The sequence below is a fragment of the Gymnodinialimonas sp. genome, from assembly GCF_059726805.1.
This window is the reverse complement of record NZ_AP041059.1, coordinates 3,899,475-3,923,877: the sequence shown is the minus strand read 5'-3', so window position 1 is coordinate 3,923,877 and position 24,403 is coordinate 3,899,475. Positions and strand designations below refer to the sequence as shown.

Below are 24,403 nucleotides of genomic sequence, written 5' to 3'. Positions count from 1 at the left end.
TTTTTGTTATCTGGTCGGTGCAGCGTTTTGGTCGGGCGACCTCAGCCGCACTTGCGCTTTTGAAGGGCGTCGAGGGCCTATTGGCCCATCATCTTCTTCCGCGCCTCTTCCATCTGCGCTTCCATGTCCTTCCACGCCTTCTGCATGGTCGCCTGCACATCTTTGGCGGCTTCCATGTTGGCTTTGCCAAGCTCTTCCATCTGCTTCTCGGCATGCTTGCGCTGCTCGTTCAGCGCTTCGAACTGCTTGACCATCTGCGCCTGGCCCGCTTCGCCGGCCTCCTGCATCTTGGCCTGCATCTTCGTCATCTCTGCGCCCCAGGCCTCCATTTGTGCCTTCGCCTGCGCCATGAACTCTTTTGGGTCCGTCATCGTGTCTTCTCCTTGTGATCGGGAGAAGCTTACACGAGCGTCCACAGAAAAGCTTGGGGTGATTTACGCTGCGGCAATCACGGCAATGCCTGCGGACATGCCAAGGGCCAGGCCGGTGTAGATCATGAGGCTGATGGTGGGGATACGCATGGTTTGGTCCAATTCTGTTCGGTCAACTCTTACCCTCGCTGGGTTCCCTTAAGAAACGGTTGACGCGTCCGAAAAGTTCCAAAGTGGTCGCTGCTTTCCTTTCGGAAACCTAACTCGGACCCGATGGCGGGATGCCCTGTCGAAATGTCGGAATTGGCACTATCCCGCAGGACCTTGCCCGTTATAGGCGAGTGAAGCACCGCAATTTCGCGACGGGGAGTGCGCGCCATGGGTTACAAAACAGACATCGAAATCGCTCGTGAGGCGTCCAAACGCCCGATTCAAGAGATCGGCGGCAAGATTGGCATCGAAAGCGCCGATCTGCTGCCCTACGGCCATGATAAGGCCAAGGTTAGCCAATCGTTCATCAATTCCGTCCAGGATCGTGACAACGGCCACCTGATTCTGGTGACCGCTATCAACCCGACGCCTGCGGGCGAGGGGAAAACAACGACGACCGTGGGGTTGGGCGACGGCCTGAACCGCATTGGCAAGAACGCGATGGTCTGTATCCGCGAGGCGTCCCTTGGGCCGAACTTCGGCATGAAGGGCGGGGCCGCTGGCGGGGGCTACGCGCAGGTTGTTCCGATGGAGGAGATGAACCTCCATTTCACCGGCGACTTCCACGCCATCACCTCGGCCCATTCCCTTCTGTCGGCGATGATCGACAACCACATCTACTGGGGCAATGAGCTGGAGATCGACGTGCGCCGGGTCGTCTGGCGCCGCGTTGTGGACATGAACGACCGCGCGCTGCGGCAGATCACGGCGTCGCTCGGCGGTGTGGCCAACGGTTTCCCGCGTGAGGCGGGCTTTGACATCACCGTGGCCTCCGAGGTCATGGCGATCCTGTGCCTCGCCAAGGACCTGAAGGACCTGCAAGAGCGCTTGGGCGCGATGATCGTGGCCTACCGCCGCGACCGGAGCCCCGTTTACGCGCGCGACATCAAGGCCGACGGCGCGATGACGGTGCTGCTGAAGGACGCGATGCAGCCGAACCTGGTGCAGACGCTGGAAAACAACCCGGCGTTCGTCCACGGCGGGCCGTTTGCGAACATCGCCCACGGCTGTAACTCGGTCATCGCGACGTCCACGGCGTTGAAGCTCTGTGATTATGTGGTCACCGAAGCGGGCTTTGGCGCCGACCTGGGTGCCGAGAAGTTCATGAACATCAAGTGCCGCAAGGCGGGCCTCGCGCCGTCGGTTGTGGTCGTGGTCGCCACAGTGCGCGCCATGAAGATGAACGGCGGGGTCGCGAAAGCGGACCTGGGCGCGGAGAACGTGGAGGCGGTCAACAGCGGTTGCGCCAACCTCGGCCGTCATATCGAGAACGTGAAGGGCTTCGGGGTGCCGGTCGTGGTCGCGATTAACCACTTCGTCACTGACACCGACGCGGAAGTGCAGGCGGTGAAGGACTACGTCGCCTCGCAAGGCGCAGAAGCTGTCCTCAGCCGTCACTGGGAGTTGGGCAGCGAAGGCTCTGCACCGTTGGCCGAGAAGGTGGTTGAGGTCATCGAGAAGGGCGAGGCGAACTTCAATACCCTCTACCCTGACGACATGCCCCTGGCCGAGAAGATCCAGGCGGTCTGCAAAGGCATCTACCGCGCCGATGAGGCGGTGATGGACAAGAAGATCCTTGATCAGCTGAAGCTGTGGGAGGAACAGGGATACGGCAACCTGCCGGTTTGCATGGCGAAAACCCAATACTCCTTCACCACGGACCCCAATGAGCGCGGCGCGCCCACCGGTTTCTCCATCCCCGTGCGGGAGGTGCGCCTGTCCGCGGGCGCGGGCTTCATCGTCGCCGTCTGCGGCGAGATCATGACCATGCCGGGCCTGCCCCGGAAGCCGTCTGCCGAGGCGATCCACCTCAACGACGCGGGCGAGATCGAAGGGCTGTTCTGAGCCATGCATGAGGCCCGCGTGATCTGGCAGTCGAGCGGCGATTTCGCCGCCAACCGCTACACGCGCGGGCACATGTGGCGCTTTGACGGGGGGCTGGAGGTTGCGGCCTCGGCCTCTCCGTCCGTCGTGCCGGAGCCGATGTCTGATGCAAGTGCCGTGGACCCGGAAGAGGCGTTCATCGCCTCGATCTCGTCCTGTCACATGCTGTGGTTCCTGGATTTCGCCCGGCAAGCGGGGTTGGAGCCGACGCGCTATGAGGACCGCGCCACGGGGGAATTGAAGCGCCAGGACGGCAAGACGTGGATCCCCCGCGTCGACCTGAACATAGCGGTCACATGGGCCGAGGTGCCCGATGCCACGACCCACAAAGCCCTGCACGACAAGGCGCATCACGCCTGTTTCATCGCGAACTCCGTCAGATCGGAGATCGTCGTTAACCTATTGGAGGACGCCCCATGACGGCGAAAATCATCGACGGAAAGGCCTATGCGGCTGAAGTGCGCGCTCAGGTTGCGGGCCATGTAGAGCGCCTTAAATCGGACCACGGGATCACGCCGGGCCTGGCCGTCGTGCTGGTGGGCGAGGATCCCGCGTCTGAGGTCTATGTCGCCGCAAAGCACAAGCAGACAGTCGAGGTCGGCATGGCCTCTTTCGAGCACAAGCTGCCAGCGGACGTCTCGGAAGAGGATCTGTTCGCGCTGATTGACCAGTTGAACGCGGACCCAAACGTCTCTGGCATTCTGTGTCAGTTCCCCGTGCCCGATCATCTGGATGAGCGGCGCGTGGTCGCGCGGATTGACCCGTCCAAAGACGTGGACGGGTTGAGCGTGGTGAACGCGGGCCTTTTGGCGAGCGGCGAGAAGGGGCTGGTGTCCTGCACGCCGCTTGGCTGCCTCATGCTGTTGCGCGAAGAGGTCGGCAATATGTCCGGCAAGAACGCCGTGGTGATTGGCCGCTCGAACCTTTTTGGCAAGCCGATGGGGCAGTTGTTGCTGCAGGAAAACTGCACGGTGACCATCGCCCATTCCCGCACGCAGGACTTGGCTGAGGTCTGCGCGCGCGCCGATATCCTGGTGGCTGCCGTGGGCCGCGCCGAAATGGTGAAGGGCGATTGGGTCAAACCGGGCGCGACGGTGATCGACGTGGGCATCACCCGCATTCCGCACCCCGACAAGCCGGGCAAGTCCAAGCTTCTGGGCGACGTCGATTTCGCCGAGGCCACCGAGGTCGCCGGTGCGATCACGCCGGTGCCGGGTGGCGTTGGGCCGATGACCATCGCGTGCCTTTTGGCCAATACGGTGACGGCCTGCTGCCGGGCTCATGGGCTGGACGAGCCCGAGGGGCTTACCGCCTAAACCACGGGACATCTGATCTCTGTGACGGGGGGTCTTGCCCGCGACGGGGCATCAGACCGGTATCATCGTGCCCTGAAGCAACGCGACATCGCGGAGGCTGCCATCCTCGGCCTCCGCCTGCACCGTGCAGCGGGTAACCACAAGCCTGCGGCCGGCCTTCACAACCTCGCCCGTCGCCAAAAGGCGCTTGCCTGCGGCGGGTGCGATGAGGTTGATCTTCATCTCCACCGTCATCACCTCGGCATCGTCATCCATCACGGAAAGTGCGGCATAGCCCGACGCGCTGTCGCCAATGGCAAAGGTCGCACCCGCGTGCGCCACGCCGTGCTGCTGGCTGACCATAGGGGAGATCGGTAATTCCAGGACCACGCGCCCTTTTTCCAAATGGTCAATTCTGCAGGCTAATGTATTCATTAATCCTTGGCGGGCGAAGCTGTCTTCAATTCTCTGGCGTTTTGTCTCGTCCATTGGCGCTAATTCCAATCTATATCCAGAACGGGCTTGATCATGATCGCCTTAACCGTATACCTTCAATAACCACGATGCTGCCAAGAGCCTAAAAGATCAATGAAAACAACTGCAACGGGTGAGGCTATTGCGGCGCAGCGCGATTGGGTTATTCGCCTTTCGGTTGCATGCTTTGCAACTGTGATCGTTGCCATCGTCGGTCCATTCGCGACCTATGAGCATTTTTCATTTGCTGAGCGCTTAATCTATTGGGGCGGGATGATCTTCGTCGTGCTTTTGCCGGCGCATTTCGTACGAAATGCCGTATATCGATTTTCTTCGGGTTCTCCGTTAAAGCGGGACCTTGTCGCAGCGGGCGCGGTGTCACTTGTGATTGGCCCCGTGGTCTGGGCCATAAACTATTTCTATATGGGTTTTGACCTGGCCACGCCGCTGTTTTTTCTGGAACATATCGCCATCGCCCTGCTGGTGTGTCTGGTGCCGGTGGCCCTGCGCGCCTATGCGCGGATGTATATGGATGAGATCCGGGCAGAGGCCGGGTCCGCCGTGATCGAACAGCCGGTCATGACAGAGGCGCAGACCGCCTTTCTGCGGCGGTTGGACCCGGACAAGCGCGGCTACGTCATGCGGGTTTCGGCCGACAACCACCAGGTGGACGTCTGGACGGATCGAGGCGGGTCCAAGTTGCGGTTACGCTTCGGGGATGCCTTGGAAGAACTGACCGATTTCGACGGCACGCGCATTCACAGGTCCCATTGGGTGGCCTACGATTCAATCGTCGCGATTGTCCCCGACGGGCGGCGTCACACCGTCCGTCTGAGTTGCGGGTCCGAACTGCCCGTCAGTCAGAATGGGTTGAGGGCGCTGCAAGAAGCGGGCGTCAGTGTAGCGGGGCGGCCCAACTAGACCGTGCCGCACGCGGCATCGGCAGGGCCGTCGGGACAGGCCCCATCAGGATGGCGCGGGCGTTGGGGTTCATGAGGTCAGTCAACACGGGCTCATGGCTGAACAGGCCGCCGGTATAGGTGCCATAGGCCGGTAGGATCATCCGCATGTCGTCCACCAGAATGCACCGCCGCGTGATGGTGCGCCCCTTCAGGCGTACCCTGGCTTTCGGATGGTAGTGGCCCGAGATTTCGCCCGGCGCGGTAGGTTGAGCGATATGTCGGAAGGTCAGGGGACCGATGGTGATCTCGCCCAAATGCTCTCCACTCAGGTCCACGGGGCCGGGGTCGTGGTTGCCCTCGATCCACACCCATCGCCGTCCGGCGAGGGCAGGGGCCAGACGCTCGGACACGGCGCTTTGGGTGGCGCGCGCGGCGGCCAGATCGTCGAAGCTGTCGCCAAGGCAAATGACGGTGCGCGGCTGGGTCTTGGCGATGTCATCGAGCAGGCGATCCAGGGTCTCGATCACCTCATAGGGCGGCAGGATCGGCCCGCCGCGACGGGCCATACGCTCGGCCTTTCCCAGGTGCAGATCGCTGACCACGAGGGTGTTTTGCTCGGGCCAATGGAGCGCGCCGGACGGGCGCGCGTGCAGGGCGGCACCGCAAAAGGTGAAGGGAAGCGCGTTCATGGTTCGTTCATATCTGTGCGGAGGGCGTCTGGACAAGGGCTATTAGCCGGGCCCGAAGTCGAGACCGGCGGTTGCCATCAGGCGCTGTGTCTCTTCCTCCAACAGCCGTTCATTGGCGAGGCCCTGGACGGGAACGCGCCCGGCTTCCAGGAACAGGGGTGCCGCCAGCGGGCTGACACGGGTGAGGGGGCGGTGATCGATCCGATCACCGATGCGCGCCAGCATCCCCTCGATCCGGCCGAAGTCCACTAGGCCGCGCATCGCTTCTTGACGGGTGATGTCTAGCATCACGTGATCGGGGTCATATTTGCGCAGGGTGTCGTAGAGGATATCGGTGGAAAAGGCGGCCTGCCGCCCGGTCTTGCGCTTTCCGCCGGGCATGGCGCGGTCCACGAGGCCCGCAATGATCGCGCTGCCTTTGAAGGTCTTTTTCATCACCGCGTTATCTGCCAGCCAGGTTTCCATCGTTTCCAGCAGGTTGTCGCGGCTGAAAAGCGGTTGCGGATCAGTGACTTGGTCCAGCCCCCAGATCATCGTGGCATAGTCGGTGGACACAAAGCCCATCGGGTTGAGGTCCTGGGCCTCCATCCGTTGGGTCAGCAAGAGGCCAAGGGTCTGCTGCGCGTTCTTGCCCGCAAAACCGTAGGCCACTAGGTGTTCGCGCCCGTCGTGGGGGAAGGTCTCGACCAGCAGGCGCTCGCGCTCGGGAAGTTGCGAGACCTCACGCTGGAGGTGCAGCCAGTCGCGGGTATGGCGGGGCAGATCGGGCCAATCATCCTGGCGGAACATGGTCAGGATACGGTCGGAAAGCTGCGTGGAGGTGGCGAATTTGGTGCCCATGAAAGTGGCGATCTTGGGCTTCTGGTACGAGGTTCTGGAGACCTCTACCGTCATCTCTCGCATGCCCTCATAGCGCACGATCTTGCCGCCGATCAGGAAGGTATCGCCCTTGCGCAGGGTGGAGGCAAAGTATTCCTCCACCTCTCCTAAAGGCTTGCCACCGCGGGTTTTTTGCATGCGGACGGACATCTTGTCGGCGTCCACGATGGTGCCGATGTTCATGCGAATGCGCGTCGTGGCGCGGGGGTCGCGGAGGCGATATTCGCCCTGGGCCTCGATGAGGCGTTGCCATTGATCGTAGGCGCGCAGCGCATAGCCGCCGGTGGCCACGAAATCCAGGCAGCGATCAAACGTGGTGCGGGGCAGATCGGTGTAGGCGCCGGCGGTTTTGACCTCTTGGAAAAGGTCATTGGCGGTGAAGGGCCCGGCGCAGGCGCGGATCAGAATGTGCTGGCAGAGCACGTCGAGGGGCCCAGTGTGGTCAGTGTCTCCGTCCAGCGTGCGGTCGCGGACGGCCTGAAGGGCCGCGACGCATTCGATGACTTCGAACCGATTAGCGGGCACGATCAAGGCCTTGGACGGCGCGTTGTAGCGGTGATTGGCACGCCCGATGCGCTGGACGAGGCGTTTGACGTTCTTGGGGGCGCCGACCTGAATCACGAGATCCACGTCGCCCCAGTCGATGCCGAGATCAAGCGAGCCGGTGCAGACGATGGCCTTGAGTTGGCCCGCGACCATGGCCTGTTCGACCTTTTCGCGCTGCTCTCGCGAAAGGGCACCGTGGTGGATGCCGATGGGGATCTGGTCTTCGTTGGCGAGCCAGAGATGATGAAAAAAGATCTCGGCCTGGGCGCGGGTGTTGTGGAAAATGAGGGTGGTGTTGTGCGCCTTCACCTGGTTCAGCACCGCGTCCATCGCGTAATTGCCGCCGCCGCCGGACCAGGGCGGCGGGGTGTCGGTGGTCAGCATGGCGATATCGGGATCGGGGCCGGGATCGGCTTGCAGGATGGCGCAGGGATCTGGGTTTTTGGCAAGGATGCGGGCGATGGCGGCGGGATCTTCGACCGTGGCCGAGAGGCCCACGCGGCGCAGGCCGGGGGCGAGGGTGGAGAGGCGTGAGAGGGCGAGCATCAGCTGGTCGCCGCGTTTGCTTTCGCTCAGCGCATGGATTTCATCAACGATGACGCGTTGGAGGCCTTTGAAGGTGCGACCCGCATCCTCGTAGGACGTGAGGAGCGCGAGGCTTTCGGGCGTGGTCAGCAGGATGTGGGGCGGGTCGGCGCGCTGGCGGCGTTTGCGGCTGCTCGGCGTATCACCGGTGCGATCCTCAATGCGGATGGGCAGGCCCATTTCCTCGACCGGACCCGAAAGGTTGCGCTTGATGTCGGCGGCCAAGGCTTTGAGAGGGCTGATATAAAGCGTGTGGAGGCCTTGGTGTGTGCCGTCTGCCAGCTCGGCCAGGGTGGGCAGAAATCCGGCCATGGTCTTGCCGCCGCCGGTGGGCGCGATGAGCAGTTGGCAGGGCTGATCTGCGAGCGCGAGCATGTCGCGCTGGTGGGGGTGGATCGACCAGCCACGAGCTGCGAACCAGTCTTCGATCTGTGGCGGAAGGGGGGCGGGGCTGTCCATAGGGGAGAGATAGGACAATTTTCGGGGTAAAGAACCCGGGGGGTGGTGAATGACGGGGGCGACGCTGTTTGGCCTTTGGCCAAAGGCGCCCCGCCCGCCGTCCCGTGGGCCGCGTCAGTGAACGATCTTCTCTTCGCGGACGTAGAGGTTTTCCCATGCGCGGTCGATGTACTCGGGCGTCATGTGATAGGGCTGCCCTTCGAAGTCGCAGATCGCCTTGATCTGATCGCACAAGAACACCGGGTGGTAGTTGGCATAGACATTGTCGATCGTCGGGTAGCGGACCTTGAGCATGTGGATCAGCGATTTCTCGTCCAGCGGAATGCCCTTCTTCTTGGCCACCATGGCGAAGATCTTCAGGAATTGTTCCTGGTTGGGGCCGTCGATTTTCACCTTGAAGAAGATCCGGCGCAGGGCGGCTTGGTCGAAGATCTCGTTCGGGTGGAAGTTGGTAGAGAAGACGACGAGCGTGTCGAAGGGCACCTCGAACTTTTCACCGGACTGGAGCGCGAGGATGTCGTAGTTGACCTCCATCGGGACAATCCAGCGGTTGATCAGCGTCTGGGGCGGCTCGGCCTGGCGGCCAAGGTCGTCGACGATGAAGACGCCGCCGGTGGATTTCAGCTGCATCGAGGCCTGATAGGTCCGCGACACGGCGTTGTAGTTCAGATCCAACATCGACAGCTTCAATTCGCCGCCGGTCATGACCGTGGGGCGGGTGCAAAGCAGGTAGCGCGTGTCAAAACGCGCGGCGTTCTTGCGCAGCGGGCTTTGGCCTTCGGTTTCTGTCGTGGTGGCGACGGGGGTGTGGACGATGGGGTCAAAAAGCGTGATGACCTGGCCCGCGTAGCTCAGCGCATGGGGGATGTAGATGTTGTCGCCCATCGCCGCGCGAATGCCTTCGGCGATGGAGGATTTACCGTTGCCGGGGGGGCCGTACATCAGGACGGAACGGCCGGAGCCCACGGCCGGTCCAAGCTGGTCGATCAACCCGTCCGGCAGGATCAGGTGGCCCATCGAGGCCTCCAGCATCGGGCGGGTCAGGTTGATGTCGCGGATCGACTGGCGCTTCACTTGCACCTTGTAGTCGTCAAGCGGCACGGGCATCGCGCCGTAGTATTCGGACTGCGACAGCGCATCGAGGGCGCGCGCCTTTCCGGCGTCGGTCAGCTGAAAGCCCATCTCGCTGCTGGAGGTGGCGTGCATCGTCCCGGTGGCTTGCAGGAAGTTCATATCCCGCAACATATCAATGAGTTGCGTGGCAAGCGGGATCGGCAGGCAGATCGCTTTGGCGATATCAGAGGCCTGTTCCACGTTCTTTCGGAAGATTGTCTTGAGCAAGATGTCCCGCATCATCACCGGGGTCAGCCCGGTATCCTTGAGCATGCGCAGGGCGGGCGGGGCGAAACTGGTTTCAGCGGCGGGAGCTTGCATGTTCATGGGGCTACTGACCTCGTACGATACGCGTGGAAGGTTTGCGCGCAGTATGGGCGCACAAACGGGCTTTTTTTAGACGCCAGCGGCGAATCCCATGGCCAGGTAGATGACCAGGGCCCCGGCGAGCGCGACCCCCATGGGGAACAATTTGCCCTGTTCCCAGCTGGACCAATGGGCGGTGGCGCGGCGCACGGCAGGGACACGGCCGGCGGAACGATGGGTGATCCAGGATCCGATCAGCACCAGGCTGAAAAGGGCCAGGAAAAACAGGTAGTCCCCGGGGGCGATGAACGGTGCCATGGCGGCGGCGAACTTGCTGTCACCCGCGCCCACAAGGCCCAGGGACGTCACGATGAAGCCCGCCAAGAGCACGATGCCAAGGGCCGCGAGGCGCCAGAGGTAGGCGTCCATCGGCAGCGCGAAAAGGCCGGTGACCAGGAACACGCCGGTCAGGGCCAGCACGGCCACGTTAGGGATGCGCATCTGGCGCAGGTCCGACAGCGCGACCCAGATGCAGATCGGGAAGGCGAGGGGGAGAAACCACATGGCTTCAAGGGTTGTCAGGGTGAGGGTCATGGGGGCCTCCAGTGCTTAGGCGTTGAGCGCGCGCAGCGCTTCAACGGCAGCTTCAAAGTGCTGCGGGTGTGTATCGATTGCTTCGTTCAGCAGGCCACGGCCTTCGTCGACATCGCCGCGGCGAATGGCCGAAAGGGCGGCGGTGTGCAGCAATTGCGCCCGCTCGATCTGGGTCATGTTGATCAGCGGCAGGGCGTAGTTGCCTTGGGCGGCACGGGCGAGGACGAGGTTGTTCTTGGCGGTAAACAGCTCAGGATCGTAGGAGATGGCGCGCACGAAAAGCTCTTCCGCGCCGGGATAATCGCCGCGGGTCAGGTGCGAATAGCCCCAGTTGTTGTAGACGTTGGCGGGGCGGGTCGTCAGGCCTGCGGCGGTCTCATAGAAGCTGTCGGCGCGGTCCCATTCCTCTTCACTGTCGGCGATCATCGCCTCCAGCCGGTAACGCTCGTAGGTCTCGAATGTGGGCGGGGTGGCGTCAAGCTGGACCTGCGCCCCGTCCCAATCGCCGGTGCGGATCAAGGCATCGGCAAAATCTACGCGGTCCTGGTCCATGGCGCCATCATGCTCGATAACCTGTTGCCAAACCGTCAACGACTCGGCTGCGCGGCCCGCGCGCACCAGACTTGTGGCCAATCCGCGCTGCAGATCGACACGGTCGGGGTCTTCTTGCGCGGCCCGGCGGAAATAATCGACGGCCTCGTTGGGCGAGGCGGCGCTGAGCATGATGTCGGCAAGGTTGGTTTCATCGATGACGTTGAGCGGGTCGAGGGCCCGTTCGACATCGGCGTCGGTGGTGTTGCACGCAGCGACGGCCGCGACGGCGACAGCCGCCGGTATTAACCGGAGGGTTCGGATCATGCTCTGCCTCATTTCATGGACGCAGGTCTATTGCCGCGCCTTCATTCTTGGTTGACCGTGGTGCCTCTAAAGCGCGGATTGGAGTGTGTAACGCCCGCCGCCGCGCCGGATCAGCCCCGGCCTGTTATGCTCTTGTTCAACGTATACCTGATTTTCCATTCGCGCGATAGCGAGGCGCAGGTTCTCGCGAATCGTTTCCGAACTGCCACTATCGAGCGCGAAGGCTTGCTCCAAAAGGCGTCGCGCCTCCCCATATTCGCCTTGTTCGATCAGCACCGCCCCCAAGTTGTTGAGAGCAGGCACAAAATCTTGTTGTCGCTGGAGGGCGGCGCGGAATTGCTCTTCCGCTTGGCCAAGACGGCCCAAAGCGAGGTTAGCGGCGCCGATGGCGGTGATCACATCGACGCTGAGGCCATCTTCGACGCCCGCGCGGTAGTAGGCGCGCAGGGCCAGCTCGTATTCACCGGCCTCCATCAGGCGGTCGCCGGTGATCAGGCTGTCGAGGCTGCTGTCCAACTGTCCAACACTGGCGGGTGCTGTCACGTCGTTGTCGCCCGCGTCGAGGCGCGGGGTGAAATTGCACGCGGTCAGCGTGATCATCGCGGCGGCGGTGACGGTCAGGGCGGGGCGCGCGTGCTTAAGCACTGTCTGCCTCATGGTTAAACTGCTCAGGCGCCACCATAGGGATGGCGGCGCCCCTTGGCTAAACTTTTCTTAACCCTTTTGGCTGAAGCTCAGGTCAGCGCGCCAGGTCGGTGGCGATGCCGTAGATCGACGGGCCGATCAGGATCACCAGCAGCGGAGGCACACAGAACAGCATCGTGAAAAGCGTCAGCTTGGTGGGCAGTTTGTTGGCCTTTTCCTCGGCGCGGCTGATCCGCTTATCGCGCATCTCGTCCGAGTAGACCTTCAAGGCCTCGGCCACCGAGGTACCAAACGTTGCGGACTGGATCAGGGTGGTGATGAACGAGTTCACGTCCTGAATGCCCACCCGTTCGCCCATGTCGCGCAGTACCTTGGTTTTGTCCTTACCGGCCTTCATCTCGTAGGCGACAATCTCGAATTCTTCCGCGAGGGGCGGGTAGGAGGTTTTGATTTCCCGGGCCACCTTGATGATCGCCTGATCCAAGGACTGGCCCGCTTCCACGCAGACCAGCATCAGGTCGAGGGCGTCGGGGAAGCCCGCGTTGATCTGCTCTTCCCGCGTTTGCATCCGCTTGGTGATCCAATACTTCGGCGCGTAGTAGCCCACGACGCCAGGGATCAGCACGATCAGAACGGAGTTCTGGGCCGAGCCGCCACCACCGGTGATCAGCACATAAAGTGTTCCCAGAAGCAGACCGCCAAGGCCGAGCGCAAGCTTGGCGAAGTTGAACATCTGGATCGAGGATTTCGCGCGGTAGCCTGCGCGGATCATCTGCAGCTGCGTGGCCGACAGTTCTTCTTCGTCCTGGGGCTCAAGATATTGGGCAAACCGCTCCAACTTCTCGTTCTTGCCGCCCAGGCGCAGGCCGCCGGATTTGACCGATTTGGTCTCATCACGGCTTTCGCGCAGCTTCTTGTAGGGGTCTTTCTGCTTCTTCATCAGTGTCGGCAGCGCCACGAGGCACAACAACACCCCAAGGGCACCGACCGCGATCAGAGGCCCCAGTTCACCCAACTGATCCACCAGGAAGGCGTTGGCCTTGTTGAAGAGGTTCTTGAAGAATTCCATCGGACTGCTCTTTCACGGTTGGGGCGTTAGGTTTCGCGTTCGCCCCTTATTTGGGTTTGTTCAGACTTTGATGTTCACAAGCATGCGCATGATGACCCAGTTCATCGCCAAGGCCACGACCACGCCCGCACAGGCGGGGATGAAGACGGGGGTATCAACGACCTCGGCGTAGTAATCGGGCTGCGCCACGTTGATGCCGATCAGCGCGAGGATCGGGAAGACCGACAGGAAGTTGCCAGAGCCGCGCGCCTCGGCCGTGATCACGCGAACTTTGCGGAACAGTTTGAACCGCGCGCGCATCACATCGGCCAGGCCCGACAGGATCTCGGCTAGGTTACCACCCGAGGTTTGCTGGATGCCCACGGCCACCGCGAGGAAGCGGAGATCCTGGATATCAAGGCGGTCAGCCATGGCACGGATCGATTCGGCGATGTCACGGCCATAGGCGGCCTCGTCCGCGATCACGCCCAATTCGGACGCGATGGGATCCGACATCTCACGGCTGACGGTGTTGATCGAGGACACGAAGGGGTGGCCCACGCGAAGCGAGCGCACCATCAGTTCAACGGCATCGGGAAGCTGTTCTTCCAGCAGGGAAATCCGCTTCTTGGCGGTCTTGCTGACCCAAAGGAACACGCCGCCCACGCCCATACCGACGGCCGCAACGAAGCTGATCGGAAGCGACGCGGACGTCAGGATCTGCAACAGTAGGAACGCGGCTACCGCGGCACCCAACATCACCAGCATCAGCTGCGGCGGTGTGAAGGCGATATTCGCCTTCTGCGCCTTGTCGGCGATCAGCGTGTAGAAGGGCAGTTTGATGCCGCCCTTGTGCTGGTCCATCTGTTTGCGCAGCTGTTCCAGAACATCCTCGCGAGAGGAGCCGCTTTCCAGCAACGTCAAACGCCGGTTCACCCGCGCGTTCAGGCTGATCGATTTGCCAAACACCAACAGGTAGATGCCGTTTACCAGCATGATCACACCGACAAAGATGCCGATATAGATGAGCGGTTCGATTGAGAGTTCCATTTGGGGCGTGCTCCTTACTGGGCGGCCATGGGTTCATAGATCGACGCGGGCAAATCGTAGCCCCACTGCCGGAACCGCTCGGAATAATGGGACCGCACACCGCAGGCGGTGAAATGGCCTTGGATCTTGCCGTCGGGCAGAAGCCCGGTGCGTTGGAAGCGGAACACTTCCTGCATCGAGATCACTTCACCCTCCATCCCCGTCACCTCGGTGATGGAGACCATGCGACGTGAGCCGTCTTGCAGGCGCGAGGCCTGCACGATCAGGTGCACAGCCGCCGCGATCTGAGCGCGCACGGCCTTAAGCGGCATCTCAATCCCGGCCATGGCGACCATGTTTTCAAGGCGCGAACAGGCATCGCGGGCGTTGTTGGCGTGGATCGTGGTCATTGATCCGTCGTGGCCGGTGTTCATCGCCTGGAGCATGTCGATGACTTCTTCGCCCCGGGTCTCCCCCACGATGATCCGATCCGGGCGCATCCGCAGGGCGTTCCTGAGACAATCGCGCTGGGTCACCGCGCCTTTGCCTTCGACGTTGGGGGGGCGGGATTCCATCCGGCCCACGTGGACCTGCTGAAGTTGAAGTTCCGCCGTATCCTCAATCGTGAGGATGCGTTCAGAATTGTCGATGAAGCTCGACAGCGCGTTGAGCGTGGTTGTTTTACCCGAACCCGTACCGCCCGAGACGACAACGTTCAGGCGGCAGGCCACGGCGGCCTGGATGTAGGCGGCCATCTCTTCCGAGAAGGCGCCAAACTTCACCAGGTCATCGATGCCGAGCTTTTCTTTCTTGAACTTACGAATGGAAACCAGGCTGCCGTCAACGGCCACCGGCGGAACCATGGCGTTGAAACGCGAGCCGTCTTTCAGGCGGGCGTCCACATAGGGGTTGGATTCGTCCACGCGCCGACCCACGGCGGAAACGATCTTGTCGATGATCCGCAGCAGGTGGCGTTCGTCTTTGAAGCGCACCTCCGAGAGTTCCAGCTTACCGGCGCGTTCCACGAACACGCGGTTGGGGCCGTTGACGAGAATATCGTTAACGGTGTCGTCTTTCAGCAAAGGCTCCAACGGGCCCAGGCCCGTGACTTCGTCAAACAGCTCCACATTCAGGGTCTGGCGATCTTCGCGGTTCAGGACCACGCCCATTTCCCCCAGCTGTTCGCTGGTGATGGAGGTGATCTCGGACCGAAGGTCGGCTTCCTTTGCGGTTTCCAAAGCGGACAGGTTGAGGTTGTCCAGCAGACGGTGATGCATCTCTGTCTTGATTTCATCCAGACGCAGACGGCGCTTGCGGTCTTTATCCTCGCCGGACACGGCCTCGGGTGTTGGGGCGACGGCCTTGGGGCCGGGCTTGCGCGCGATCTTGGGGGCAGGGGCTGCCGATGCCGTAGCAGCCGGGGCCGCAGCCGGTGCGGGCGCTTCCGGCGCTGCGGCTTTTGAAGCCTGGGAAACCTCAGCCAGGGGGGCGACGCCGCCGCCCTTGCCTGCCTTTTTGTATTTGGAGAACATGATCTTACCCCTTCGCCTTCGCGTCAGACGCCATGGCCTTGTAAAGCCCATCGCTGAGTTTCATGATTTCCTTGCGCAGCGGGTTTTTCCGCGCTGAATCAGCCAGGGTTTCCCCGTTGTCACCCGCTTGCATGACGGCGCGGCCCCCGTCAGGCAGATGGGTGGAGAATGACACGCCAAGGCTGTCGGCCATCTTCTTCATCCGGTTCTTGCCGTTCAGGTCGGTCAGACCCGGCGCGCGGTTGAGCACATAGTGCATCTTCTCAAGCGGCAGATCCTCGGACCGGCACGCCTTGATGAAGCGCATCGCGTTTTGGGCGGACCGCAGGTCCAGCTCTAGCGTGGCGAAGTAGACGTCAGCGCGGTTCAGCACGGTGTCGGTCCACATGACCATGGTGCGCGGCATATCGATCACGACGATGTCGAAGCACTGTGCCGCAAGATCGATGAGGGCTGTCACCTCTTCAGGGCCGATCAGGTCGAGGGGCACGATTTCGGCGGGCGTGGTGAACACCGAGAGGCTCTCACCATAGGTGACCAACGCCTGTTTGAAGCCGTCGGTGTCCATGGTGGTGGCGTCCTGCAACAGCTCCAGCACGATATCGCGGCGCGGCAGGTCGAGATACGTCCCGACCGAGCCATATTGCAGATCGAGATCTAGCAAACAGACCGAGGGCGGCGCCTTCTTGTCGGCGTGTTTCAACTCCCACGCCAGGTTTACGGCCAGGGTCGTGGCACCGGTGCCACCTGCCAGGTTCTGAACGGCGAAGACGGCGGATTTGCCGCCCATTTGCTGCCCCATGGCTGGCGCCTCAGGCACAGGCAGCGGGGTAACTGCGGCAGGGGGCGGGTTTTTGGCGCGCGCAATCTTCTCGATCGCGTCGTGAAGCGCGCCCTCGGCCAGGGGGTAGGGGACGAAGTCGTCTGCGCCCAGGCGCAACAATTCGCGCAGGCCCGCGGTCGACAGGTTTTCAGGGATCAGAATCACGGCGACTTCTTTGGCGCGGGCGGCGTTGATCACCTCTCCGACGCGGCCAAGATCTGCCTCATCCTCTTCGCGCACGGCCAGGGCGATGAACTCCAGCGTGCCCACGTCGAGCGCACCGATGAATTCACGCGCCTCGTCAAATCCCAGGTCGCCCCAGGCTTCACCAAGCTCATTCTCCATATCTTCGATCAAAAGGCCGAAGTGATGTACTTTGCTGGACACTGTACAGGCCACAATCGGGGCCGGTTCAGAGTGTAGTGCCAATCCGCTGCTCATTCCTCAATTCCCACATATGCCCGGAGTTCCCGGATCGTTCATGACGTCGGCGGCGCGTAACGGTCTGCTCGACCTCGCCTGCCGTGACTTCCTTCCGGCCCAATCGCACTGTCGCGCATGGGACCTTCTCAAAGATGAATTTGACCGCAGAAAACGGCAGGAATTGGACACAAATGAGGGAATACGTTTACAATTCGCGGGCTATCATGGGTTTGTTCACAAACAGAAAACCGCGCCGAAGAGGGGATCTTGGCGCGGTTTTTCGTTAGATTTTAGGTGTTTTGGACCACCCGGCCGCCACAGAGGTTAACCAGGTGCGCCGCCTGCGCCACCGCCCGCGCCGCCACCTTCACGGTAGTTGCGGTAGATGATCTCCGCGTAGCGGCCATCCAGGACCAGGGGGTTGTTTTCCATGAATCCCGTCACTTCCGTGACGGTCCGGCGGTTGCGGCGTTCTTCGCCATCGGTCGCCACGACGGGCTGTGTCTCGCCCAGGGACACCAGCGCGGCAAGGCGATGCCGGTTGATGCCTTGCGACACCAGGAAGTTCACGGCGGCCCGGGCGCGACGACGACCCAGGCGCTGGTTGTAGGCGTTGGAGCCGACCGCATCGGTGTGGCCATAGACCGAGAAGCGCACTTCAGGGAAGTTGCGGATGAAGGCCGCTTGCTGGCTCAGGATACTGCGGGCTTCTGCGTCCAACTCGGCCGAGTTGAAGGCGAAGTTGATCGTGGTGGGCACGGTACTGGCAAAGCGCTCGCCCAGGATGGCGGCCCATTGGATGTCACCGTTGTGCACGCCGATATTGTTGCGCGTCGGCGCCCCGAAGTTGCCTTCGTCCAAATGCGCGCCCAAGGGGCGCCCGGTCTCGACAAAGGTCGATCCGCAGGCGCTAAGCGCGAGGGTCGAGCCAAGGCCTGCAAGGACTGTGCGGCGGGAGTGGATTTGCTTGGTCATTGTCATGTCCCTCTCTCAATCCAGCACGTAGCCATAGGACCCCGAGAAGTCCTGCTGCGCGACTTCACCGGCCCCCGTGCCTGCCACAGGCGCACTGCCTTCGACCTGACCCCGGAAGAACAATTCGTTCTCGGTTGGGATGCGGACGCGGTCTGTGGGCAGGGCCAAAGCCTCGCCGTTGACCGGGCTGACCAGATGGGCGGTGATGATGATCACCAGTTCAGACTGCGACCGGCTGTAGGAGGCGGACCGGAAGAGCGCGCCCAGAACCGGCAGATCGCCAAGCCAGGGCACTTCGGCCACCGAGTTGGTGAAGTCGTCCTGCAGCAGACCGGCGATTGCGAAGCTGTCGCCGTCCCGCATCTCGACCACGGTGGAGGCCTGGCGCGTGTTGATCGCCGGCGCGCCGGTGGCGGCGATGATCTCACCGATCGACGAGATCTCTGCATCCAGGGCGAGGTTGATGATCGCATCACCCACAACCGTGGGCGTGAAGTTCAGCTGCACGCCGAAGTCGACGAACTCGACAGTGGTACCGCCGCTTTCAGATTCGGTGGGGACGGGGAACTGCCCGCCCGCCAGGAAAGAGGCCGTGGCCCCGGACAGGGCGGTCAGGTTGGGTTCTGCGAGGGTGCGGACCATGCCGTTGGATTCCAGCGCTTCCAGCAGGACCGAAAGCTGCAAGCCCCCAGCGGCGAAGCTGACGCCAAGGCCGCCGTTGCGCCCTTCAAGTCCTGCGGGCACGTTGACGCCATTGCCCAGGGCAAGGCCGCCGCTCAGGTTGCCCGCGCCCACGCTGGTGCCGAAATCGCCACTTGTGGCGCCGATCCCGAGGGAGGCGGAAAGCTCTTGCCGAACCGTGCGCTGCATCTCGGCAAAGCGGACCTGCAACATCACTTGTTGCTGGCCGCCCACCATCATCAGGTTGGAAACGCGGCCCGGCGCGTAGCGCTCGGCCAGCTCAAGGGCGCGGTCGATAGCGATAGAAGAACCGACGGTGCCCGACAGGACGATCCCGTCGTTGGCGGTGCGAACTTCGACACCTTCACCGGGAATGATCTCGCGAAGTCGTTCGCGCAGCTCGGCCACATCGGGGACAACCTGGATCTCGACATTGGCGATAAGGGAGCCGTCGGCACCCAGAAGCGTCATCGTCGTCCGACCGGGCGCGCGGCCCAACACGTAGATGGAGCGTTCTGACAAGGTGGCGATATCCGCGATGGCGGGGTTGGCGACCGACAGCTCTGCAAAGAGCATCTCGGCTTCGACCACCACGGCGCGGTTCATCGGCACACGCAAGGTGCCGGTGCTTTCGCCCTCGACCACGCGCAGACCTTGTGCCTGCGCCACGGAAATCGGTTGGATAAGAAGTGTTGCCGCACCCAATAGGCACGCGCGCAAAATGTTAGTCATGCTCATTGTGACCTGCCTCTATGCCACGGTGTTGGGCGTTATTTTTTGATCACCCTTTGGCGCAAGATGCCCTAGTTCGCCTTTTCGTGCAAGAATCATGGTGTTGTGAGGCGTTCTTCATGTGCCATATCCACAACGGTGCGAGGTTTTATCCACAGGCAAGGGCGCCTGCGGAAGACCCGGGGCGCCCTTGAAATTCTGTGGATATTTCTGTGGAGCGTTACTGCGCGCTCAGTTCACGCAAGGCACCTGCGTGACGATCACATCGGCACCGCGGCGGTTGCGAACAGTGCAAACGCGGGGGCCTTCGTTGGCGACTTCTTCGACCTCCCCCAGCAGTTGCGAGGTCGAGACCTCCACTTCGCCCTGCTCGGTCATATCGCCGACACCCACAAGGGCCAGTGTCAAAGAGCCGGAGCCCTGGGCCTGGGTCAGCGCGGCCACATCCTCGGGGCGCGCGGTGACGGTAATGGTGCGCGCGATGGTCGGGTTGTTGCGCTGCTCGTCCGCGATCTGGTCGATCGCGATCAACTGCACGTTGGCGCGGATCAGGCGCGTGACGGTATCGCCGCTGCGACCCTGACCCGTCCAGTAAACATCGACCCGGTCACCCGGGCGCAAGAAGCCGGACACGCCAGAGCTGACGTCCACGCGCAGGGCAATGGCGCGCATACCTTCTTCCAGGCGCGACGCCACGCCAGCGTCCTCGCCCGGGGCGGTGACTTTGGCCAGCAGGATCGGCTCGTGCTGTTCCATCATGCGAATAACGGTGCGCGGTTCTTCCTCCCCTTCCGGAAAAAGCTCTTCCAGAGAGGTGAACGCGCCAAAGGGCACATGTTCCGCGGGCCACCGGATCACTTGCACATCGCCCGGAGTCAGGCGTTGCCCATAGCGGACCTGTCCGCTGGCAACGACGATCTCGACGGTCGGAAGGATTGCATCGCGCTGTTCGGCCAGCGCGGTCTGATATTGATCAAAGCGGTCCTTGGCGATGGAGACGGCAAAACCCGCCAAACCCACGCCGACGGCCAGGACTAGAATGAATACGATACGCATGTTGCCCACCTCGTAAATTACTGCCCGTGCCGAGAGGATCTCGGCAACAAAGCTGGCTACACCCCGTCTTTGTCGCGGGGAATTCTGGCGAAATCATGGTCGTGCCACGGTATGACGGTGGCGCGGGTGATTTTGCTATGTGGTGCACCGGGCTCCAACCCCGGGTGGCCCGAAGGACCCCCGAGGCGGTGGCACGGCGCTTGTCGTCCGGCCAAGGGCCGGGCGCATCTTGTTAGTTGGTGCGCAGGGCGCCTTCGGTGTCGAACGTGGTGTCGATGCCTTGGCCGACCAACTGCGTGTCGATGTCGCCTGCCAGGTTCTCGACGCCGCCGGACACGACGGCCATGACGGCCAGTCCCAGGCCCACGAGGGCCGCGGTGAGAACAACCCAGTCGACCGTGACGGCGCCGGATTCGTTGGATGCGAAGTGTTTGATATGCGACAGAGCCATTTTTGGAACTCCCATTAGTCGGTGTAAAGGTAATCGATCCGCGTCATGTGATCGGACCGAGGCGCGTTCTGCACCGGCGCCTCTCTATGGAGCGCAGGGATTGTTTGACCGGGAAGTGGGGGCAAGAATGTGGCACGGCCACGACCCGCGCGGCCCGTTTCCATCAGGCTTTATTCAAGTTTTACTGAGTCTGAGGCCAATTCTTGGGCGGCAGACGCGGGCATTGATCCGGGGCTCAACAGCAAACAGCCGCGATGCTGGGGGCATCGCGGCTGCGTTCATTCTGGCCCTGGGGCCGGAAAGCTTAGTTGGTGCGCAGGGCGCCTTCGGTGTCGAACGTGGTGTCGATGCCTTGGCCGACGAGCTGCGTGTCGATGTCGCCTGCCAGGTTCTCAACACCGCCGGACACGACGGCCATGACGGCCAGGCCCAGGCCCACGAGGGCGGCGGTCAGAACGACCCAGTCGACAGTCACGGCGCCGGATTCGTTGGATGCGAAGTTTTTGATGAGGTTGGTCATGGTAGTCTCCAGTTTGATATATGTGTTCAGTTCCAGGGTTGCTCGTTTGAGCGTTTGGCCCGTTATTGGGCCGCTGCCCTTGGGATGAGACAGGTTTGGCGGTTAAACGCGGCGCGAATGGGGCGGGTGCGTGAAATGAGTTTGATTTAATTCGTCTCTTTTCGCGGCGGCACCGGTGACCCGGCAATGGGCCAGCGTGGCCTTCCGAAACAGCAAACAGCCGCGATGCTGGGGGCATCGCGGCTGCGTTCATTCTGGCCCTGGGGCCGGAAAGCTTAGTTGGTGCGCAGGGCGCCTTCGGTGTCGAACGTGGTGTCGATGCCTTGGCCGACGAGCTGCGTGTCGATGTCGCCTGCCAGGTTCTCAACACCGCCGGACACGACGGCCATCACGGCCAGGCCCAGGCCCACGAGGGCGGCGGTCAGAACGACCCAGTCGACAGTCACGGCGCCGGATTCGTTGGATGCGAAGTTTTTGATGAGGTTGGTCATGGTAGTCTCCAGTTTGATTTATGTGTTCAGTTCCAGGTTGCGGTCCCGTTCATGGGCCGCTGCCCTTGGGATGAGACATGTTTGACGGTTAAACGCGGCGCGAATGGGGCGGGTGCGTGAAATGAGTTTGATTTAATTCGTCTCTTTTCGCGGCGGCACCGGTGACCCGGCAATGGGCCAGCGTGGCCTTCCGAAACAGCAAACAGCCGCGATGCTGGGGGCATCGCGGCTGCGTTCATTCTGGCCCTGGGGCCGGAAAGCTTAGTTGGTGCGCAGGGCGCCTTCGGTGTCGAACGTGGTGTCGATGCCTTGGCCGACGAGCTGCGTGTCGATGTCGCCTGCCAGGTTCTCAACACCGCCGGACACGACGGCCATGACGGCCAGGCCCAGGCCCACGAGGGCGGCGGTCAGAACGACCCAGTCGACAGTCACGGCGCCGGATTCGTTGGATGCGAAGTTTTTGATGAGGTTGGTCATGGTAGTCTCCAGTTTGATATAAGTATTCAGTTCCAGGTTGCGGTCCCGTTCATGGGCCGCTGCCCTTGGGATGAGACATGTTTGACGGTTAAACGCGGCGCGAATGGGGCGGGTGCGTGAAATGAATAAGAATTGTCGCGGGTTGTTTTGTGGCGGCTGCACAGGCATGATTTACCCAATCGGCGCAAAAAGAACTGGCAAAGACCAGTAAAACAAAGCGCCGCGAGCAGTTTTACAGGTGATCCATGACCAGACGGATGTTGGGTATGGCCGCGGTTGCGGTCTTTTTGAGCGGTCCTGTCGTGGCGCAGGAAAGCGGAATTCGCTTTGTGAGGGCGCCTGAGGCCGGACAAACGGGCCCGCGCATCACCATTCAGATCACGGAAGAAGACATGCTGCGGCAAGGCGCGCCTGCTGTCGCGGACGATGCGCCCTTGGCGGCGGTTGCACCCTCGGCCACGCCCGCGTCAGATGGCGCGTCGGCCTGGTTCTGGGCTGAGATCCCCAGCCAGATGCCCGCCGACCCCGCGCGCTTCTGGGCGGCGCAGGAGCATTTGGCCATCGCGCCCGAGGCCAGCGGGTTGGGCGCGCCGCGCCTCGATACCGTCAGCCGGATTGCCGAGGCCCATGGGCGCGAGATCCTGGCCGCAACGATTGGCACCCAGGTCTCTCCAGCGTTTGCCCTGGCGGTGATCGCGGCGGAAAGCGCGGGGCGGGCCGATGCCATCAGCGGCGCGGGCGCCCAAGGGTTGATGCAGTTGATCCCGGCAACGGCCGAGCGGTTCGGGGTGGAGGACGCGATGGACCCGGCCCAGAATATCGCGGGCGGTGTCGCTTACCTCGATTGGCTGATGGGGGAGTTCGACCGCGACCCGATCCTGGTGCTTGCCGCCTATAATGCGGGCGAGGGCGCGGTGACGCGCGCGGGCGGCGTGCCGAACTATGACGAGACACGGACCTATGTGCCGAGGGTGCTGTCGGCCTGGGTCATGGCACGCGGGCTGTGCAACACGCCGCCGGATCTGGTGTCGGACGGCTGCGTTTTCCAGATGATGAATTAAGAGATCACGTCCGACCAGTCGGGGTTCCGCTTGGCCTGCGCCTTCACGAACGGGCAAAGCGCGATGATCTTCACGCCTTCCGCGCGGGCGTCTGTGACCAATCGTTCTGCCAGGGCGAGGCCCGCCCCGGTGCCCCGCAGGCTGTCGGGGACGCCCGTGTGATCGGCGATGATCAGGGTGGGCGAGGCGATGGAATACGTCAGTTCGGCCTCGATGCCGTCTTGCACCAGCACATAGCGGCCTTTGGTGTCGGTGACGTGGCGGGTGATGTCAGCCATGGGCGGTCTGCTCAGGGAGGGGACGGGTTATGCCGGAATCAGAGATCGCCACGAAGGTGAAGTCACCTTCGGTCACCAGAATCTGCTCTCCGGTGCGCTGGCGGCGCACCCAGGCTTCGATATGCATGGTGATCGACGTGCGCCCGGTGCGGGTGATGTGAGAGAAGACAGAGAACAGGTCCCCCACGAGCACCGGCGCGTGAAACCGCAGGGCCTCGATCGCGACGGTGGCGCAGCGGCCCTGGGCGCGGTCGATTGCAGTGGTGCCCGCGGCGATGTCCATCTGGCTGACGACCCAGCCGCCAAAGACGTCCCCACCGGCGTTGGTGTCGCCGGGCATGGGGACGGTTTGCAGGGTCAGCTCGCCCTTGGGGATGCGGGGATCAGACAATTGTGGCTTGCGTGGCGGCGCGTAGATCATCTTCGGTCACGCCTTCGGCGGTCTCGACGATCTTCAGGCCACCCTCGACGACATCCAGAACGCCCAGGTTGGTGATGATGCGGTCGACGACGCCCTTACCGGTCAGGGGCAGGGTGCATTCCTTCAAGACCTTGCTGTCGCCGTGTTTGTTGGTGTGATCCATGACCACGACCACCCGGCCAACGCCTGCCACCAGATCCATGGCGCCGCCCATGCCTTTGACGAGCTTGCCTGGGATCATCCAGTTGGCGAGGTCTCCGTTCTCGGCTACTTCCATGGCGCCGAGGATCGCCATGGCGATCTTGCCGCCGCGGATCATGCCGAAGGACTGGCTGCTGTCGAAGTAAGAGGTGTGGGGCAGTTCGGTGATCGTCTGCTTGCCGGCGTTGATCAGGTCCGCGTCTTCTTCGCCCTCAATCGGGAAGGGGCCCATGCCGAGCATCCCGTTCTCGGACTGGAGCGTCACTTCGATGCCCTCGGGGATGTAGTTGGAGACGAGGGTCGGGATGCCGATACCGAGGTTCACATACCAGCCGTCCTGAAGTTCCTGAGCGGCCCGGGCGGCCATCTGGTTGCGGTCCCACATAAGCGTGTC

At 62.4% G+C, this 24,403-nt stretch carries 27 protein-coding genes; 5 read left to right on the top strand and 22 right to left on the bottom strand.

The window, feature by feature from the left end:
* Window positions 1–77: 77 nt before the first annotated feature.
* Complete coding sequence (locus AC6I9R_RS19150) at window positions 78–371, bottom strand: sll1863 family stress response protein (protein WP_461428541.1); 294 nt, start codon at window positions 369–371, stop codon at window positions 78–80.
* Between the two features lie 378 nt (window positions 372–749).
* Between AC6I9R_RS19150 and AC6I9R_RS19145 the strand changes: the two genes are divergently transcribed.
* From AC6I9R_RS19145 to folD, 3 genes are read left to right on the top strand one after another with little or no spacing between them, the layout of a single operon-like run.
* Window positions 750–2,426: a formate--tetrahydrofolate ligase gene (locus tag AC6I9R_RS19145; RefSeq protein ID WP_461428542.1), complete on the top strand. Its 1,677-nt coding sequence runs from the start codon at window positions 750–752 to the stop codon at window positions 2,424–2,426.
* Window positions 2,427–2,429: 3 nt separating this feature from the next.
* Window positions 2,430–2,885: an OsmC family protein gene (locus tag AC6I9R_RS19140; RefSeq protein WP_461428543.1), complete on the top strand. Its 456-nt coding sequence runs from the start codon at window positions 2,430–2,432 to the stop codon at window positions 2,883–2,885.
* Entirely contained in the window at window positions 2,882–3,781 is a 900-nt protein-coding gene (folD, locus tag AC6I9R_RS19135; protein WP_461428544.1) for a bifunctional methylenetetrahydrofolate dehydrogenase/methenyltetrahydrofolate cyclohydrolase FolD, read from the top strand. The genes AC6I9R_RS19140 and folD overlap by 4 nt, the downstream gene beginning before the upstream one ends.
* Window positions 3,782–3,832: 51 nt before the next feature.
* Here folD and AC6I9R_RS19130 read toward each other — a convergent pair whose 3' ends face one another.
* Window positions 3,833–4,249 carry a PaaI family thioesterase gene (locus AC6I9R_RS19130; RefSeq protein WP_461428545.1) on the bottom strand — a complete coding sequence of 139 codons (417 nt, stop codon included), beginning with the start codon at window positions 4,247–4,249 and terminating at the stop codon, window positions 3,833–3,835.
* Window positions 4,250–4,657: 408 nt separating this feature from the next.
* Here AC6I9R_RS19130 and AC6I9R_RS19125 point away from each other — a divergent pair, with 408 nt between their 5' ends.
* Window positions 4,658–5,155: a LytTR family DNA-binding domain-containing protein gene (locus AC6I9R_RS19125; protein ID WP_461428546.1), complete on the top strand. Its 498-nt coding sequence runs from the start codon at window positions 4,658–4,660 to the stop codon at window positions 5,153–5,155.
* On the opposite strand, the gene pdeM is transcribed toward AC6I9R_RS19125, so the two are convergent.
* The 17 genes from pdeM to AC6I9R_RS19040 form a co-directional block, all read right to left on the bottom strand.
* A complete protein-coding gene (pdeM, locus tag AC6I9R_RS19120) occupies window positions 5,130–5,825 on the bottom strand; it encodes a ligase-associated DNA damage response endonuclease PdeM (RefSeq protein WP_461428547.1) in 696 nt (231 codons plus the stop codon). The two genes, AC6I9R_RS19125 and pdeM, sit on opposite strands and share 26 nt — an antisense overlap.
* A 42-nt stretch (window positions 5,826–5,867) precedes the next feature.
* Complete coding sequence (locus AC6I9R_RS19115) at window positions 5,868–8,294, bottom strand: ligase-associated DNA damage response DEXH box helicase (RefSeq protein ID WP_461428548.1); 2,427 nt, start codon at window positions 8,292–8,294, stop codon at window positions 5,868–5,870.
* A gap of 114 nt (window positions 8,295–8,408) precedes the next feature.
* On the bottom strand, window positions 8,409–9,734 hold the full coding sequence (locus tag AC6I9R_RS19110) for a DUF8689 domain-containing protein (protein ID WP_461428549.1): 1,326 nt from the start codon (window positions 9,732–9,734) through the stop codon (window positions 8,409–8,411).
* A 69-nt stretch (window positions 9,735–9,803) separates the two neighbouring features.
* Entirely contained in the window at window positions 9,804–10,307 is a 504-nt protein-coding gene (locus AC6I9R_RS19105) for a prepilin peptidase (RefSeq protein WP_461428550.1), read from the bottom strand.
* A 15-nt stretch (window positions 10,308–10,322) separates the two neighbouring features.
* Window positions 10,323–11,165 carry a tetratricopeptide repeat protein gene (locus AC6I9R_RS19100; RefSeq protein ID WP_461428551.1) on the bottom strand — a complete coding sequence of 281 codons (843 nt, stop codon included), beginning with the start codon at window positions 11,163–11,165 and terminating at the stop codon, window positions 10,323–10,325.
* Between the two features lie 66 nt (window positions 11,166–11,231).
* The gene (locus tag AC6I9R_RS19095) at window positions 11,232–11,822 is read right to left on the bottom strand and encodes a tetratricopeptide repeat protein (protein WP_461428552.1); all 591 of its coding nucleotides are present in this window, start codon (window positions 11,820–11,822) and stop codon (window positions 11,232–11,234) included.
* Window positions 11,823–11,904: 82 nt separating this feature from the next.
* A complete protein-coding gene (locus AC6I9R_RS19090) occupies window positions 11,905–12,879 on the bottom strand; it encodes a type II secretion system F family protein (RefSeq protein WP_461428553.1) in 975 nt (324 codons plus the stop codon).
* Window positions 12,880–12,939: 60 nt separating this feature from the next.
* Window positions 12,940–13,908: a type II secretion system F family protein gene (locus tag AC6I9R_RS19085; RefSeq protein ID WP_461428554.1), complete on the bottom strand. Its 969-nt coding sequence runs from the start codon at window positions 13,906–13,908 to the stop codon at window positions 12,940–12,942.
* A gap of 14 nt (window positions 13,909–13,922) precedes the next feature.
* A complete protein-coding gene (locus tag AC6I9R_RS19080; protein ID WP_461428555.1) occupies window positions 13,923–15,419 on the bottom strand; it encodes a TadA family conjugal transfer-associated ATPase in 1,497 nt (498 codons plus the stop codon).
* 4 nt (window positions 15,420–15,423) lie between these two features.
* On the bottom strand, window positions 15,424–16,683 hold the full coding sequence (locus tag AC6I9R_RS19075) for a CpaE/TadZ family protein (protein ID WP_461428556.1): 1,260 nt from the start codon (window positions 16,681–16,683) through the stop codon (window positions 15,424–15,426).
* A 306-nt stretch (window positions 16,684–16,989) separates the two neighbouring features.
* Window positions 16,990–17,640: an OmpA family protein gene (locus tag AC6I9R_RS19070; protein ID WP_461428557.1), complete on the bottom strand. Its 651-nt coding sequence runs from the start codon at window positions 17,638–17,640 to the stop codon at window positions 16,990–16,992.
* Window positions 17,641–17,655: 15 nt separating this feature from the next.
* Window positions 17,656–19,059, bottom strand: a complete 1,404-nt coding sequence (locus tag AC6I9R_RS19065) for a type II and III secretion system protein family protein (protein ID WP_461428558.1) — start codon at window positions 19,057–19,059, stop codon at window positions 17,656–17,658.
* Window positions 19,060–19,284: 225 nt separating this feature from the next.
* Window positions 19,285–20,109: a Flp pilus assembly protein CpaB gene (cpaB, locus tag AC6I9R_RS19060; protein WP_461428559.1), complete on the bottom strand. Its 825-nt coding sequence runs from the start codon at window positions 20,107–20,109 to the stop codon at window positions 19,285–19,287.
* 232 nt (window positions 20,110–20,341) lie between these two features.
* Complete coding sequence (locus AC6I9R_RS19055; protein WP_461428560.1) at window positions 20,342–20,560, bottom strand: hypothetical protein; 219 nt, start codon at window positions 20,558–20,560, stop codon at window positions 20,342–20,344.
* A 304-nt stretch (window positions 20,561–20,864) separates the two neighbouring features.
* Window positions 20,865–21,080, bottom strand: a complete 216-nt coding sequence (locus AC6I9R_RS19050) for a pilus assembly protein (protein WP_497863004.1) — start codon at window positions 21,078–21,080, stop codon at window positions 20,865–20,867.
* 275 nt (window positions 21,081–21,355) lie between these two features.
* Entirely contained in the window at window positions 21,356–21,571 is a 216-nt protein-coding gene (locus AC6I9R_RS19045) for a pilus assembly protein (protein ID WP_497863004.1), read from the bottom strand.
* A gap of 261 nt (window positions 21,572–21,832) precedes the next feature.
* Complete coding sequence (locus tag AC6I9R_RS19040; RefSeq protein ID WP_497863004.1) at window positions 21,833–22,048, bottom strand: pilus assembly protein; 216 nt, start codon at window positions 22,046–22,048, stop codon at window positions 21,833–21,835.
* A gap of 245 nt (window positions 22,049–22,293) precedes the next feature.
* On the opposite strand from AC6I9R_RS19040, the gene AC6I9R_RS19035 reads away from it, so the two are divergent.
* A complete protein-coding gene (locus AC6I9R_RS19035) occupies window positions 22,294–23,109 on the top strand; it encodes a lytic transglycosylase domain-containing protein (protein WP_461429027.1) in 816 nt (271 codons plus the stop codon).
* Here AC6I9R_RS19035 and AC6I9R_RS19030 read toward each other — a convergent pair.
* From AC6I9R_RS19030 to AC6I9R_RS19020, 3 genes are read right to left on the bottom strand one after another with little or no spacing between them, the layout of a single operon-like run.
* Window positions 23,106–23,387, bottom strand: coding sequence for a GNAT family N-acetyltransferase (locus AC6I9R_RS19030; RefSeq protein ID WP_461429026.1), 282 nt, complete (start codon window positions 23,385–23,387; stop codon window positions 23,106–23,108). The two genes, AC6I9R_RS19035 and AC6I9R_RS19030, sit on opposite strands and share 4 nt — an antisense overlap.
* Window positions 23,380–23,778 (bottom strand): acyl-CoA thioesterase, encoded by a 399-nt coding sequence (locus AC6I9R_RS19025; protein WP_461429025.1) that lies wholly within the window; start codon window positions 23,776–23,778, stop codon window positions 23,380–23,382. The genes AC6I9R_RS19030 and AC6I9R_RS19025 overlap by 8 nt, the downstream gene beginning before the upstream one ends.
* The gene (locus AC6I9R_RS19020) at window positions 23,771–24,394 is read right to left on the bottom strand and encodes a 3-oxoacid CoA-transferase subunit B (RefSeq protein ID WP_461429024.1); all 624 of its coding nucleotides are present in this window, start codon (window positions 24,392–24,394) and stop codon (window positions 23,771–23,773) included. The genes AC6I9R_RS19025 and AC6I9R_RS19020 overlap by 8 nt, the downstream gene beginning before the upstream one ends.
* Window positions 24,395–24,403: the final 9 nt, after the last annotated feature.